Source organism: Tengunoibacter tsumagoiensis, assembly GCF_003967535.1.
Lineage (GTDB): Bacteria > Chloroflexota > Ktedonobacteria > Ktedonobacterales > Ktedonobacteraceae > Tengunoibacter > Tengunoibacter tsumagoiensis.
In genome coordinates this window covers 4,965,232-4,978,482 of sequence record NZ_BIFR01000001.1, presented here as the reverse complement: position 1 = coordinate 4,978,482, position 13,251 = coordinate 4,965,232, and the positions used below count along the sequence as shown (strand labels likewise).

Genomic DNA, 13,251 nt, shown 5'->3' with positions numbered 1-13,251 from the left:
TCAGGGGACTTTAGGAAAAACGGCGTTTTTTGGGGATTTTTTGCGCTATTTCTGTAGAATGGTGGTCCTGGTTGAGATGGCTTGAGAAGAGGTTGGAGAGAGGAAGATGGGGCGAGAGGGAGTCGAACCCTCACGACATTGCTGTCAGGGGATTTTAAGTCCCCGGCGTCTACCATTCCGCCATCGCCCCGTGTCAAATTCTGTATCTATACTACCATGCTTCAGCCTATCAGTCAATCTTTTTTCGTTCAATTTCAGATCTCCTCTCAAATTTTCGGCCCTCACGTATTCGCGTCTGTTCGCATCTTTACTTGCTTGATAGCTTATAGATAAGTTAAATTAGTCTAAAGAGAGATGATGATTTTTCCTTACAAAAATTGCCCGAAAAATACTACATAACTTGTACGAATGTTGACTATGGTCCGTCTATGGAGCATAATACGAGGCACACAGGTGTGAAATTTTATTCATAATTCTAGAAAATCCAGGGTATGAACGCGATGGTGAATACAGTTGAGAGATCCCCAGAGCAGCTCTTGCGGGGAAGCTATGAAGTTATTGTTGTTGGAGCCGGTCATGCAGGATGTGAGGCGGCTCTGGCCTGTGCGCGGATGGGAAGAAAAACACTGCTATTGACGATGAATCTGGATAGCGTCGCGCTCATGCCTTGTAATCCTTCGATGGGAGGACCTGCGAAGGGGCATCTCATTAAAGAGATCGATGCGCTCGGTGGTGAGATTGGGCGCAATACCGATCGAACCTTTATTCAGGTTCGCTTACTCAATACGAGCAAAGGGCCAGCAGTGCAGGCGTTGCGCGCACAATGCGATAAGCAGGCCTATCGGCTGGCTATGAAATACGTCCTGGAGAGCCAGCCCAATCTTGAGCTTAAGCAAGCAACCATTACCCATCTTTTGAGTACAAGAGGCGATGATGGCCGTCCTCAATTGACGGGGGTCATCACGAACAATGGATGGCAGTATGAGGCCTCTTCGATTGTCCTAACGACGGGAACCTTTATCAATGGGCGGCTGGTCGTTGGTGAGAAGACGCAGCCAGGTGGGCGTGCTGGTGAGGGGCCAGCGTTGGGTATCTCTGATAGCCTGCGTGATTTTGGTCTGGAGGTCCGCCGCTTTAAGACAGGGACTCCGCCCCGTATTGATGCGCGTACCATTGATTTTAGCAAGACAGAGATGCAGCCTGGGAGCCGTGTGCCACTTTATTTCTCGCGCGACCTGTCGGCCAGGGAAGATGTACAGCTTCCTGGTGGACGACCTAATCCAATCTATCCAACAACAGATGAAGATCTCCATGGTTGGCGGCCTCAACTCCCCTGCTATCTCGTACGGACAACGGAGCAGACTCATCAGGTCATTCGCGATAATCTGCATCGTTCGCCGCTCTATACAGGCGTCATTGAAGGGATTGGACCGCGCTACTGTCCATCGATTGAGGATAAGATCGTGCGCTTTGCAGACAAGATCTCGCATCAGATCTTTCTAGAGCCTGAAGGCTGGCGAACGGGTGAAGTCTATGTTCAGGGAATGAATACCAGCTTGCCCGAGGATGTTCAACTGGCCATGTTGCGCAGTATTCCGGCTCTGGAGAAGGCAGAGATTATGCGGGTTGGCTATGCCGTTGAATATGATTACGTGCCACCTCATCAGTTGCTGCCGAGTATGCAAGTAAAAGGAGTGCGGGGACTCTTTCTGGCGGGACAGATCAATGGAACATCGGGCTATGAAGAGGCCGCTGCACAGGGAATTATGGCAGGGATTAATGCGGCCCTCTCAGCTCGTGGCGAGGAACCGTTTGTACTGGGCCGCCATGAGGCATATCTTGGCGTATTGATCGACGACCTGGTTACGCGCCCACTGAGTGAACCCTATCGTTTACATACCTCACGGGCCGAGCATCGTCTACTATTGCGACCCGAGAGCGCCGATCTGCGCCTGAGCGACTATGCCTATAGATTTGGTTTGATTGATGAAGCACGTTATCTGCAAGTCGTAGAGAAACGGGCCGCCATTGAGCAGACGATTGAGAAATTGGGGAACCTCACCTTTACCTCTTCGCGTTTCGTCGAGGCCTGCGCTCAAGAGGTAGGGATACAGCCATTGGGGCAGATGCTGAGTGCACAGGAGTTATTGCGCCGTCCTGAAGTCAACTATCAACAGATTACGCAACTGGCTCGGAAAGTAGAAGAGGGACGTGCAGCCTCCGTTGAGAGCGAGCACACTGATGGGAATGAGCAGATAGTGGCCCCATTGCTTGACCTTCCAGAAGACACTGCCGAAGAGATTGAATTGCAGGTAAAGTATGAAAATTATATTCGCAAGCAGGAGCAGATGGTCCACCGTACGAGGCGTTTAGAGGAAATGAAGATTCCCGAGACAATTGATTATCAGGCAGTGCTCCATTTACGCACCGAGGCTCGACAGAAGCTCATCCGCACCCAGCCACGTACGGTAGGTCAGGCCTCAAGAGTAGAGGGTGTGACACCAGCGGATGTTGCTATCCTTATGATTTATATTGAGAAATTACGGGCAGTAAGAGCCTCGTCTTGACAGTACACGCATTGAGCGTGTACGATACACCCATATCACTCATTTGTCATGTATCGATGTATTATAGAGCCAGGCGCGTATGCTTTCCCTCTACGTATGTACCTGGTTCTTACCGATACATCAGCATCTGGTAACACTGATACAGTTACCACACTGGGGATCTCTTGATGCTATTTGTCCGCGCCCATTATTGTACCTCTGCATGGACAAGCTGCGGGCAGCGTCCAAAGCCTGTTGTTGTGAGCCAGCAGGCGAATGTATCAAGAACAGGGGAAGACTGTGTACATTCTAGTCGTTGATGATAATCGGTTCGAGAACACGCTGGTCCAGTTTGTTTTGAGTAAAGTTGGTTTTGAGGTCGAAATAGCAGATAACCCACGTGGTGCGATGCAGATGATCCAGAAGCGTGAACCTGACCTCTTAATTCTTGATGTAAACATGCCTTACATTAATGGATTTGAGTTTTCAGCCAGGCTCCGTTCTGAGGGATATGAGATCCCACTTATTTTTATGACCGCCCAGGATACCATTGAGGCGAAGCTGCAAGGGTTTAATATCGGTGCAGATGACTATATTTGTAAGCCCTTTAATCATCAGGAACTGGTCGCTCGCGTCCAGGCTGTGATGCGCCGAATTAAACATCATGGGAAGTTAGAACACGAAAGTCTGCGTGGTGGGCCGATCGAGCTTTTTCCCTCTGAATTAAAGGTGATTGTAGACAACGAGATGGTTGTGACTCTTACTCCCAAAGAGGCCCATGTGCTCAGGGTTTTAATGAGCAGTTCGGGACAGGTCGTTAATCGAGAACAATTGTTGTCTGAGGTCTGGAATGAGAACGAAAATAATAGTAATATAGTAGATGTCTATATACGAAGATTGCGCGTAAAATTGGAGATAGATGCTTATAGTCCAAAACATATTCTATCTGTGAGAGGAATTGGGTATAAGTTTGTAGGGAAATAGGGGGTAGTCAGGTTGCGGAAGCGTGTGAAAAAGCAGGAACAGGTGGACGTAGAGGCTACTATGCAGCCTCTACATGATGATCAGGGTTCTTCTCAAGCGCAATGGCAAGAGCAGCGGCAACGCGCTCTCGAGGATTTAATTGCTCAGACTTCAGATGCCATGATTACGCTGAATCGTCGTTTTCAAGTACTCGAATTAAATGCAGCGGCAGCTACCACACTGAGTATCTCTGAGCAAGAAGCGCCCGGATTAGATTGTTCGGCAGTCCTGAGCTGCAAGAACTTAAATCGTATGTCTCTCTGTGGGACCTCTAGCTGTCCTTTGACAAGGGTGCTCCAGGAGAAACGAGCTCTCCCCCATGATGAGATTATTATCGGCACAAAGCCCGACCATCTTAGTGAGGTATCAGTTAGTGTGACCCCCATTGTGCAGCAGGCTGAGATCTGTTATGCGATTTTTACGACACGAGATATGTCAGCGTTAAAGGTAGCCAATCGTGTACGCTCAAATTTTGTGTCGATGGTCTCGCATGAACTGCGCACACCATTAAACTCGGTTCATGGTTTTATTGATCTGTTGATGCAGGGACATATGGGCAAGCTTACAGAGGAGCAGCATACCTATCTAGGCTATACTCAGGAAGGAGTCCAGCAGCTGATCTCGATTGTGGAAGATATTCTCTTGATGACGCGGTCAGATCTGGGACAATTTGAGAGCCGCCAGGAAGAGGTTCATTTTCGTGGCCTGGTACGTCAGCTCGTTTTGAGTCTGCATCCGCAAGCTATTAAGGCCGATGTTTTGTTGAGGGATGCCCTTCCAGGCAGGCTCCCGAGCCTTTACATTGATCCATTGAGGATCAAGCAGGTTCTTAATAATCTGATTATCAATGCAATTAAATTTACCCCTCCTGGTGGGACGATAACGGTCACTGCTCAACAGGTCGACCAGAACTTTATGCGGATTGCAGTCACGGATACAGGGTATGGGATTCCTGGGGAAGATCGGCAGCATGTCTTTGAACGATTTTATCAATCGAACCATAGCCAGCAATCGCGTATGGGGGGCTATGGGCTGGGCCTTTCGATTGCGAAACTCATTGTAGAGCAGCATGGTGGCACGATTGGCTTTGATACAGTGCTGGACAAAGGCACGACATTTTATTTTACGGTGCCTTTGTATCGAGGTCAGTCCCAGGGAGAGTAGTTAGCTCCAGAGCGAGAGTTGTTGATTATCATCAGGCTCTATCCAGTGGTTATCTTTTGAGAGCTTGTCAGCTTGCCGTGTGGTCTCTGGTAAGCGATACCCTTTGCCACAGGCCAGTACATAACGAATACTGGTCTCCAGGCTAATCAGATGTCCAGGTGAGATAAAGAGAGGGTTAACGCGGGTACGGGTGCGGACCACGGCTCCAATGACCTCTTTTTTATAGACCAGTGGAACCCATGATCCCGCTTCCTCAGCCAGAGCCTCTTTATCATAGTGGCCGCAGAGTAAGGATTTGGCGCAACCAATCGTTGGGATATTGAGCCAGAGCCCTACATGTGCGCCAATCCCCATACGGCGTGGATGAGCGATTCCCTGGCCATCGACCATTAAGAGATCAGGTTTCTGGCGTAGTTGTTGAAAGGCACCCATAACAGCCGGAGCCTCGCGAAACGAAAGGAGCCCTGGAATATAGGGCATACGGACTGGCTCCTCATAAACATGGCGTTCAACAATCTCCAATTCTGGATAGGAGAGCAAAACGACTGCGGCTCGTGCCATCTCATGCTCTTCATTAATTGCCATATCCACGCCTGCAACGAAGCGAACCGATTCTGAGAGATGATCTTCTAGAATAATCTGGCTGGCTAACTCGTGTTGAAGTGCTACAGCCTGTTCCACCGTAAGATTCCATTCATGTAATGGAGGACGCATCATTCTTTTATTCCTCTTCTCAATTGTAGATAGAGAGTGTGCTGATCAGCGGGCCTCGGCCACGCAGATGAGACGGGGGCTCTCCAGATGAAATGCACTGAGATCGTAATCGCCATAGATATCTTTGACCACAAAGCCAGCCTGTTCGAGTAACAGTTCGATCTCGCTCTTTTCAAAGAGATAAAGCGAGGTAGTGACTGTTGTGCGTTGAACCGGTCCACCCTGGCGATGCTGCTCATAAAAATGGGTCATTTCGAGTAGGTGGGTTGTGATTGAGGAGGCTGGACTCACAAAATGTGTGTAATAGATATCATCTTTCCCATGCCAGGTGCCCTGGTGGAGAACCTGTCCACTAAGATTCTCCATATAACGTGCATCAGCATTACTGATATCGACAATAAATGTTGCACCAGGGCTGAGATGAGCGCGTGTGGCGGCCAGGACCTGTTGCTGTTTCTGGCGTGAGGTAATATGTCCAAAGGAACCCAGTGCGATAAAGGCCAGGCGGAACTTCTGTCCCAGTTGAAGCGAGCTGATATCCTGTTGCACCAGGGTCCAGTGTCCCGACACATTGGCTGTTTGCAGTGTCTGGCGAGCCAGTTCGAGCATCCGGGCAGACGAATCCACACCTGTTACCTCGTAGCCCTCTTGAGCCAGCGGCAGCATTGCCCGGCCACTGCCACAGGCGAGCTCCAGTATTTTTCCTCCACTGAGTTCAGCGAAGTTCTGGTAGAGGTCCAGATCTTCACTAAAGTGAGCGTGTTCAATATCATAAAAGGGCGCAATTAAATCGTATTCGTTCATGATAGTTGCGGCAGGATACCTACGCCTTCAGGCGTGGGAGGAATGCCGCTTCTCCTCTCGATTAAACAGGCGGTTGCCTTTTGAAGAAGCTGCAGTTTTTTGACACTGGCACCGCCATGAACCTTTGTCCCATCCAGGGTGCGCAGATCAAAGTAGCCAGACGTTCTTCGCCCATCCACAAAAACAGGTCGTGCCTCCTTCCAGGAAGGAGGGGGTCGTTGATCTCTGGGTTATTTTAGCGTTTCTAGTATATGCCGGAAGACCAATAATAACAAGGGGAGTTGACGCGAGAGGCTACAATATTTTTAATGTTTGTTCCTAAAATAGATGTAGAAGGATAGTCCAATGATGAGCCCTGAAGCAGATTTTTTGCCTGACGTTCAGCTTCAGCACCAGATGCCCACCTGCGTGTTTGGATTGACTCAGGAGCAACTCTGGCCTGTGGTGGAGCAATTAGCCGGTGAAAGCGTGGCTCATTTCTCATTGACCCTTCAAGATCAGGTTCAGGGATTTCCAGGGTGGGCCGGACAAAAGCTGGTTCCAACGATTACCTATGAGACTATTGGAGGACGCTCAGGACAGAGTCGCCTCTTTGTCAAAAAGTTATCTCCCGGCCTCTCAGAGGAACTGCACTATCGCTACTTACATGAACAGGATTTTCCTGTAGCCAGACTTTATGGAGCAGTCAGAGGAGCGCAGGGAGAAGAGATTCTGTTTCTTGAGTATCTCGAACGCACATTTAATGCGATTGATCCGGCCTATGCTTCTCTTCGGACGCTCTTTCTTCAGCAGCTCGCCTGTTTTCATAATCTGGAGCTTACGCCAACGTATCGGTCACAACTTCCAGTAGAGAATCTTACCTCTCATCTTACTGCGGAGCGGATTACAGCTACTATCCAGCGCATTGCAGACTATGCCTGTCAGGGTCGTCCCCAGAATAAATTGATGCACCTCGCTAAAGAGGCTCAGAGACAACTGCCTGAGCTTCTCAATCTGGCTCAAGAGGTGGCTGGACAGATTGAAAAGATGGAGATTGGCTTGACCAATGGGGAGTTCGGCCTGGGAGCATGTGCAAGCTCAGGCTCAACCTTCACCGATTGGCGCCTGTTTGATCTGCACAGTATTGGACTACGACCACGTTTTTTTGATCTTGTTCACCTTTTTGGTTCGCCAGAGCAACTCACTACTGTCTATGGCCCTTCCTGGCGTGGACAGCCCCGGCTGGGTTACTACTATCTCGAGCAATTGTCAGCCGGTGGCGGCCCATCTTATACGCTATCCGACCTGTTTGATCAGTGTGAGAGCCTGTGGCTTGCCTATGCCTTTAAACTTGATTGGTGGATTGAACTCGCGCAGACTGGAGCTGTCATCTGGACTACCGATCGTAAAGCAGGTCGCCGCCATTGCCGCAGGCAGCTTACTCTTTTGTTTGAGGCACTACTTACGCGCTGTGGTTCGCGCGCTTAATGGAGTGAGCTCAGTATTGCTGCAAGAATGCATCCACCAAAGACAAGAATAAAGATACCAAAAACAACGAGTCGGATCACCAGTCTCGTCATTAGCCATCCAACGAGCCAGTTACTACTATTATTTGCTTGAGCGCGAGCATAGTCTGGGACCTGCCCATATGGCTGTTGGCTCCATTGTTGTGGTTGTCCATAAGGCTGTTGAGGTTGGCTGTATGGCTGATCAGGGGGATAGGGTGGTTGTGGTTGGCTCCATTGTTGTGGTTGTCCATAAGGCTGTTGAGGTTGGCTGTATGGCTGATTAGGGGGATAGGACGGCGGCTGTTGTCCCCAGGTCGACTGAGAGTTGGGGTTAGGAGTCCATGATGGATAAGAGGGATTCTGTTCTGGTTGTTCTGGTGGCATAGTCATGTTTGTTCTCCCATCTGCTATTCGCTGGCGATTGATGTTCGGATAGTAAACGTCTATGAAGCAATTTTTCGGCAATTTTTCGACCACTTCTTTTTTGATATGAAGCTTATCGAGCTGAAGGCTATAGTATTTCATGAATAGACGATATACTTTCAGTAGTTGCTATTGATAGTAAAGGTCAGGCGGGAAGAGATTAAGAACGGAGATGTTTAATGCGTGCGTTAAACTTTACGGGGGAACAATTAGTGTTTCGCTCGGATTATCCAGTTCCACGGCCTCGTGCAGGTGAGGCTTTGATTCGCGTTCTCATGGCTGGTATCTGTAATACTGATCTTGAGATCCTGCGTGGATATCAAGATTTCAGAGGTGTGCCCGGTCATGAGTTTGTTGGTGTCGTGGAAGAGATCCCAGATGCAGAGACTCGTCGGACCCACTCCCATCTTCTAGGGCAGCGAATCGTTGGTGATATTAATGCGGCCTGTTATCAGTCGCATTGTGACTATTGTCAACGAGGAATGCATACACACTGTCCACGACGCACCACCCTGGGCATTGTTGATCGCGACGGAGCGTTTGCTGATTACCTGTGTTTGCCCGTTGAGAATCTTTTCCTGGTTCCTGAGGGAGTAAGCGATGAAGAGGCTGTCTTTGTGGAACCTCTGGCCGCCAATTTTGAGATGCTAGAGCAGCTGCACCTCAAGCCAACTGCGAGTGTGCTTGTATTAGGGGATGGAAAGCAAGGGCAGCTGGCTGCACGTGTCCTGGCTCTCAATGGTTGTGAGGTATGCATAGTGGGTAAACATCCGGAGAAGCTAGCCTTAGCAGCAGAGGTAGGAGCCGTCCCTTATTTACTTGAGCAATCCGAGACATTCCAATTGCCAGAAGGCAGAAGAGTCGACGCCGTTGTAGAGTGTACTGGTAATGCGCAAGGTTTAGAACTTGCTCTCAAGCTGGTGCGGCCACGTGGAACGCTTCTTCTCAAGAGTACTGTGGCTGATAAAAGCACCATTAATCTTGCCCCTATCATAATCGATGAGATTCTGGTTCAAGGGTCGCGTTGTGGACCCTTTGCTCCCACTCTGCGCGTATTGGGTCAGAAACGCATTGATGTGCAACCGTTGATCAGTGCCTGTTATGCTCTGGAAGATGGGCTGGAAGCATTTGAGTATGCGGCCCAGAAGGGAGTTTTGAAGGTATTGCTAAAGGTGTCATAGCCTTTTGCGCCTTTGGGAGCTGCATACGTATGTATGTAGCTCCCAATAGATATGCCATAATCCGCCATCATAGCGCGTTATTCCCTTCTGCAACAGGAATCAACGATCCTTTTCGGCATGGCTGAGTGCGGCTTGAGCTGCAGCCAGGCGGGCGATAGGAACGCGGAAAGGAGAGCAACTGACATAGTCCAGGCCAATCTCACTACAGAACTCGATACTATCGGGATCACCACCGTGTTCACCACAGATGCCCAATTCAAGATGAGGATTAACACTCCGGCCCTTTTCAACGGCCATCTGAATAAGCTGTCCAACGCCCTCACGATCGAGAGTCTGAAAGGGATTAGAGGGAAGGATCTTCACTTTGTCCTTCAGGCCAGGAACATCCAGACCATCGACATAGTGAAGCAAAAACTTCCCTTCGGCATCGTCACGGCTGAAGCCAAAAGTTGTCTGTGTCAGATCATTCGTGCCAAAGCTGAAGAAATCTGCTTCCCGGGCAATCTTGTCAGCAGTCAGAGCAGCGCGTGGTAGTTCGATCATCGTGCCAAACTTGTAATCGATGCGGCCCCCCGACTTCTCAGCAATCTCGTCAGCGACTGTCTGTAGTTGGCGTCGGACCTCTTTTAGTTCATTGACATGACCAACCAGAGGAATCATGATTTTAGGATGCAGCTTTTTACCCTGGGCAGCCAGCTCGGCTGCGGCTTCCAGAATTGCTCGTGTCTGCATTACATTAATCTCGGGGAATGTCAGACCAAGGCGGCAGCCACGAAGGCCTAACATGGGATTCATCTCGCGTATTGCGCCAATGGCCTCTAACAGAGCCGTCTTCTCTTTGAGTTCAGCCTCGTGCCCGCCGAGCGTCTCCAATCTAGTGACTTCGACCAGGAGATCCTCATAAGAAGGGAGGAACTCGTGCAAAGGAGGATCGATCAGACGAATCACGACTGGATAGCCCTCGCCAGTGCGAGGATTGACCATTGCCTCAAAGATGCCTTTAAAATCACTGCGTTGAAAAGGCAGGAGTTGATCCAGGGCGGACTGCCGTTCCTCATAGGTAGGCGCGAGGATCATCTTCTGGACAATAGGGAGGCGCTCTGGCTCCATAAACATATGCTCTGTACGGCAGAGACCAATGCCCTGAGCACCGAATGCGACTGCACGTTGCGCATCGCGTGGATAGTCGGCATTGGCCCAGACACCAAGATGGCGGAACATATCAGCCCAATCAAGCAACTTCTTCAGATCGGTCTCATTGGCAAAATCAGCCTCAACAGTCTTGATCATACCAGCAAAGACCTCACCGGTAGCACCATCGATCGAGATATCCTCCCCTTCATGAATCACTACATCCGATCCAACCACGCGGAAGAGATGTTCAGCCTCATGCACACGGATCTCTTCGCAGCCAGCAACGCAGGGAAGACCTAATCCGCGAGCCACGACCGCTGCATGACTGGTAGCACCCCCACGAGCCGTCAGAATACCTCTGGCAACCAGCATTCCATGGACATCATCCGGACTGGTCTCGGGGCGGACAAGCACCACAGGAGTCCCCGCCTTGCCAAGAGCCTCAGCGCGGTCAGCATCGAAGATTGCTTTGCCATATGCAGCACCGGGCGAGGCATTGAGACCTTTTGCCAGCAAGCGACCTTCGGCCTCAGCGCGCCTCTTGCTTGCATCCTCGAAGCGAGGGAGTAATAATTGATAGACCTGTGAAGGTTCCACGCGTTTCACAGCCTCTTCAGGTGTAATCAAGCCTTCTTCAACCATATCCACGGCTACTTTTACGGCTGCGCCAGCATTGCGTTTGGCGGATCGTGTCTGTAACATATAGAGCCGGCCCTGCTCAACGGTAAACTCTAGATCCTGGATATCATGGTAGTGCTGTTCCAGACGATTAGCAATCTCTTTGAATTGTTCATACACCCCTGGCAGATCCTGTTGGAGGCGACTGATAGGTGAAGGAGTACGAATACCAGCTACCACATCCTCCCCTTGAGCATTCAAAAGATATTCGCCATACAAAACTTTTTCACCAGTGGCGGGATTGCGTGTAAAAGCCACCCCGGTCCCACTAGTATTTCCCATATTACCAAAGACCATACTTTGTATATTAACGGCGGTACCAAGATTATGGGGAATCCGATTAAAGTTTCGGTAGTCGATAGCGCGTTTGTTATTCCAGGAAGAGAAGACCGCCTCGATCGCTTTATGAAGTTGTTGGAAGACATCGGTCGGGAACGGTTCACCAGATTGGCGTTCAGCAATCTGTTTGAACTCGCCTACGATCTGCTTGAGGTCAGAAGCGGGGATGTCGGCGTCAGTCAGTACGCCAGCGTTGTTCTTATAGTGTTCTAGCACCAGTTCGAAGTCATGAGGATCGGTATCCAGAACAATCTTGCTGAACATCTGAATAAAGCGGCGGTAAGCATCATAAGCAAAGCGTTCGTCGTTTGTAAGGGCGATCAGGCCCTGAACAGTCTCATCGTTTATACCCAGATTCAAGACAGTGTCCATCATGCCAGGCATAGAGAACTTAGCGCCAGAGCGGACAGAGACCAGAAGAGGATTCTCCCGAGAACCAAAGCCTTTCCCCGTTTGTGTCTCAATAATGTGGAGCGCCGCCAACACCTGATCCCAGGTACCCAGTGGAAACTGCTTTTGGTGCTCATAATAGGCATTACAGGCTTCAGTTGTGATCGTGAACCCTGGAGGGACGGGTAAGCCGGCGTTTGTCATCTCGGAGACGCCAGCCCCTTTCCCACCCAGGAGATTGCGCATAGTTGCGTTGCCCTCACTAAAGAGATAGACCCACTTTTTTGGCGACTGTCGAACGGCTTCATCCAATCCCTGATGAGTGACTTGCTGTGTCATAAACATCCTCCAACATTCTATTCACGGTCTAGTAATCAACGGGGTCGGGTAGAGCTTTAAAGTTCTTGAAAAATAGTTCTTACATCGCCAATATAATCGTCCTTGCCCAACGCAAGACCTTACGAGCACTCTGGACAAAATAACTCGCTTGTTCTGCACTAATGACCTCATCGGCCTCCTCAGGGGGAGTGCCTGCATAGAAGTCTTCGGGATGAAATGGCGTCAGTTCGGCCATCAGATCCTGAATTTCCGTGGGGGCTCCAACGAGCGTGCCCAATGAGCGCAGATCGTGGTCATACATAGAGCGTCGACCATATCGCAGGAGGCTAACGGCCTGGGCAGCTTTTTCGACGGCTTGGTTACAGAAATCAACACAAGCAAAGTGGCGCCCCAACCCCAATTCAACTCCAGCCGTAGCCATATCCTGTGCTGCCTCCGCAAAGAGGCCATAGGCCCCTTGAGCGTCGCTATCCGAGCTGACCTCTTCCTCCTCCTCCTCCTCATCCTGCTCCGCAACTGATGGTGGGAATTGTATCTCGTCTGATGGGCGAGATACAAAAGAGCTGGTGACCCCATGGAGAAGCTGATCCACTAGCGCTTCTTTATGCTCGTCATCGGGAGTTTGATTATTGTCATCTCGTATTTGAGACATGCTATGTAATCCTTGTTCACTTTAATGTAGGCCCTCTGCACCGCATATTGCTTAGCACTCGTAGGCCGTTGTGCACATAGTATTCCTAACAACCACCACATGTCAATCGCTGAATGGCGGTAATTTATTATACAAGTACATTATGGAGGTAATAAACATTATTATCAATGAAGCTAAGCAGTGTATTTTAATAGACTGTATTGGATTGGTAGATGGCATATTTTTTATCATTGTGTGAATAAACAGTAGAAATATGTAGATCAATTGCGTGAACAATAGCTGGATTGTTTCCTTTTTTTAGCTCAAGGATCAAGCGAGTATCTGGCCTCTTCGGGCTCTTCTAAACCTGAGTGAGAGGTATTGGAACTCAGGTCACC

Annotated in this window: 11 protein-coding genes and 1 tRNA gene; 5 read left to right on the top strand and 7 right to left on the bottom strand. The window is 49.7% G+C overall.

Annotated elements, in window-relative coordinates; genetic code table 11:
- Positions 1 to 107 precede the first annotated feature (107 nt).
- Positions 108 to 190 (bottom strand) — tRNA-Leu (locus tag EL628_RS19505).
- A gap of 310 nt (positions 191 to 500) precedes the next feature.
- Here EL628_RS19505 and mnmG point away from each other — a divergent pair.
- From mnmG to EL628_RS19490, 3 genes are all read left to right on the top strand, one after another.
- The gene (gene mnmG / locus EL628_RS19500; protein WP_126581576.1) at positions 501 to 2,567 is read left to right on the top strand and encodes a tRNA uridine-5-carboxymethylaminomethyl(34) synthesis enzyme MnmG; all 2,067 of its coding nucleotides are present in this window, start codon (positions 501 to 503) and stop codon (positions 2,565 to 2,567) included.
- Positions 2,568 to 2,846: 279 nt separating this feature from the next.
- Positions 2,847 to 3,530 carry a response regulator transcription factor gene (locus EL628_RS19495; protein ID WP_161975621.1) on the top strand — a complete coding sequence of 228 codons (684 nt, stop codon included), beginning with the start codon at positions 2,847 to 2,849 and terminating at the stop codon, positions 3,528 to 3,530.
- Positions 3,531 to 3,590: 60 nt separating this feature from the next.
- Positions 3,591 to 4,733 carry a sensor histidine kinase gene (locus tag EL628_RS19490; RefSeq protein WP_126581574.1) on the top strand — a complete coding sequence of 381 codons (1,143 nt, stop codon included), beginning with the start codon at positions 3,591 to 3,593 and terminating at the stop codon, positions 4,731 to 4,733.
- On the opposite strand, the gene nfi is transcribed toward EL628_RS19490, so the two are convergent.
- From nfi to EL628_RS19475, 3 genes are read right to left on the bottom strand one after another with little or no spacing between them, the layout of a single operon-like run.
- Entirely contained in the window at positions 4,734 to 5,447 is a 714-nt protein-coding gene (gene nfi, locus EL628_RS19485) for a deoxyribonuclease V (protein WP_126581990.1), read from the bottom strand.
- A 45-nt stretch (positions 5,448 to 5,492) separates the two neighbouring features.
- The gene (locus tag EL628_RS19480) at positions 5,493 to 6,251 is read right to left on the bottom strand and encodes a class I SAM-dependent DNA methyltransferase (RefSeq protein ID WP_126581573.1); all 759 of its coding nucleotides are present in this window, start codon (positions 6,249 to 6,251) and stop codon (positions 5,493 to 5,495) included.
- On the bottom strand, positions 6,248 to 6,430 hold the full coding sequence (locus tag EL628_RS19475; RefSeq protein WP_126581572.1) for a hypothetical protein: 183 nt from the start codon (positions 6,428 to 6,430) through the stop codon (positions 6,248 to 6,250). The genes EL628_RS19480 and EL628_RS19475 overlap by 4 nt, the downstream gene beginning before the upstream one ends.
- A 166-nt stretch (positions 6,431 to 6,596) precedes the next feature.
- On the opposite strand from EL628_RS19475, the gene EL628_RS19470 reads away from it, so the two are divergent.
- Positions 6,597 to 7,718: a hypothetical protein gene (locus tag EL628_RS19470; protein ID WP_126581571.1), complete on the top strand. Its 1,122-nt coding sequence runs from the start codon at positions 6,597 to 6,599 to the stop codon at positions 7,716 to 7,718.
- On the opposite strand, the gene EL628_RS30235 is transcribed toward EL628_RS19470, so the two are convergent.
- Positions 7,715 to 8,128: a hypothetical protein gene (locus EL628_RS30235; protein ID WP_174719964.1), complete on the bottom strand. Its 414-nt coding sequence runs from the start codon at positions 8,126 to 8,128 to the stop codon at positions 7,715 to 7,717. The genes EL628_RS19470 and EL628_RS30235 overlap by 4 nt on opposite strands.
- Before the next feature lie 212 nt (positions 8,129 to 8,340).
- On the opposite strand from EL628_RS30235, the gene EL628_RS19460 reads away from it, so the two are divergent.
- Positions 8,341 to 9,342, top strand: coding sequence for an MDR/zinc-dependent alcohol dehydrogenase-like family protein (locus tag EL628_RS19460; RefSeq protein WP_126581570.1), 1,002 nt, complete (start codon positions 8,341 to 8,343; stop codon positions 9,340 to 9,342).
- Between the two features lie 99 nt (positions 9,343 to 9,441).
- Here the strand turns inward: EL628_RS19460 and ppdK are convergent, their stop codons facing one another.
- Complete coding sequence (gene ppdK, locus EL628_RS19455; RefSeq protein ID WP_126581569.1) at positions 9,442 to 12,222, bottom strand: pyruvate, phosphate dikinase; 2,781 nt, start codon at positions 12,220 to 12,222, stop codon at positions 9,442 to 9,444.
- A 79-nt stretch (positions 12,223 to 12,301) separates the two neighbouring features.
- Complete coding sequence (locus EL628_RS19450; protein ID WP_126581568.1) at positions 12,302 to 12,874, bottom strand: HEPN domain-containing protein; 573 nt, start codon at positions 12,872 to 12,874, stop codon at positions 12,302 to 12,304.
- Positions 12,875 to 13,251: the final 377 nt, after the last annotated feature.